The organism is Eisenbergiella sp. OF01-20, assembly GCF_003478085.1.
Classification (GTDB): Bacteria; Bacillota; Clostridia; order Lachnospirales; family Lachnospiraceae; genus Eisenbergiella.
The window spans coordinates 1-855 of the sequence record NZ_QUES01000102.1 but is presented as its reverse complement, the minus strand read 5'-3'; the positions used below and the strand labels follow the sequence as shown (position 1 = coordinate 855).

The 855-nt window shown below is 50.8% G+C and carries 1 protein-coding gene; it reads right to left on the bottom strand.

Annotation, left to right across the window (positions count from 1 at the left end; translation table 11 throughout):
• On the bottom strand, nucleotides 1-855 hold an 855-nt coding region (locus DXA36_RS32650), incomplete at both ends, for a recombinase family protein (protein ID WP_243114794.1).

Here is an 855-nt window from a genome sequence, read left to right as displayed (position 1 = left end):
AAAGCTCATGCGGTCAATCAGCGGTTCATGCTGTCCCTCCACCACAATCCAGTCCTCCGGCTTCTTTTCCCCAATCGTGCCGATTTTGAAACGGTAGTCCTTTTTCTGGGAAGCAATCGCCCCGGTGTAGACGGGATTCATCAAAAGGTCTTTGATAACGGAGAAGTCCCACATATACCGCCCATTTTCCGGGTCTTTCTTTTCCCATTTTGTACGGGTATTGCGAAGCCCCCGTTCCCGGTTCCACCATGTGGGGCAGGGGATTTTTTCTTCCTCCAGCCGTCTGCGGATATAGTTCGGACCATGACCGTTCAGGGCATATCCGAAAATCAGCCGCACAATCGGGGCGGTTTCCTCGTCAATGAGCAGATGGTTTTTGTCCTCCGGGTCTTTCCGATACCCGAACGGGGCAAGACACCCGGTAAACTGTCCTTTCTGCGCTTTCAGAAGATAAGAGGAATGGACTTTCTTGGAAATATCCTTGCTGTACATCTCGTTCAGGATATTCTTGAACGGGGCAATATCGTTGTTATCACGCAGGGTGTCGATACCGTCATTCATGGCGATATAGCGGACACCGCTTCTTGGGAAAAAGTCCTCAATCAAATGCCCGGTTTGCAGATAGTTCCGCCCCAGTCGGCTGAGGTCTTTCGTGATGACAAGGTTGATTTGCCTGCGCTCAATGGCTCTCAACATTCTCTGTAAATCAGGACGCTCCATATTAAGACCTGTGAAGCCATCGTCCTGATAGACTGCCACAACCTCCCATCCCTGCTTTTCGCAGTATTTTTCCAGCATATCCCGCTGGTTGGCGATACTGGCACTTTCGCCTTGCAGGTCATCGTCCTTTGACAG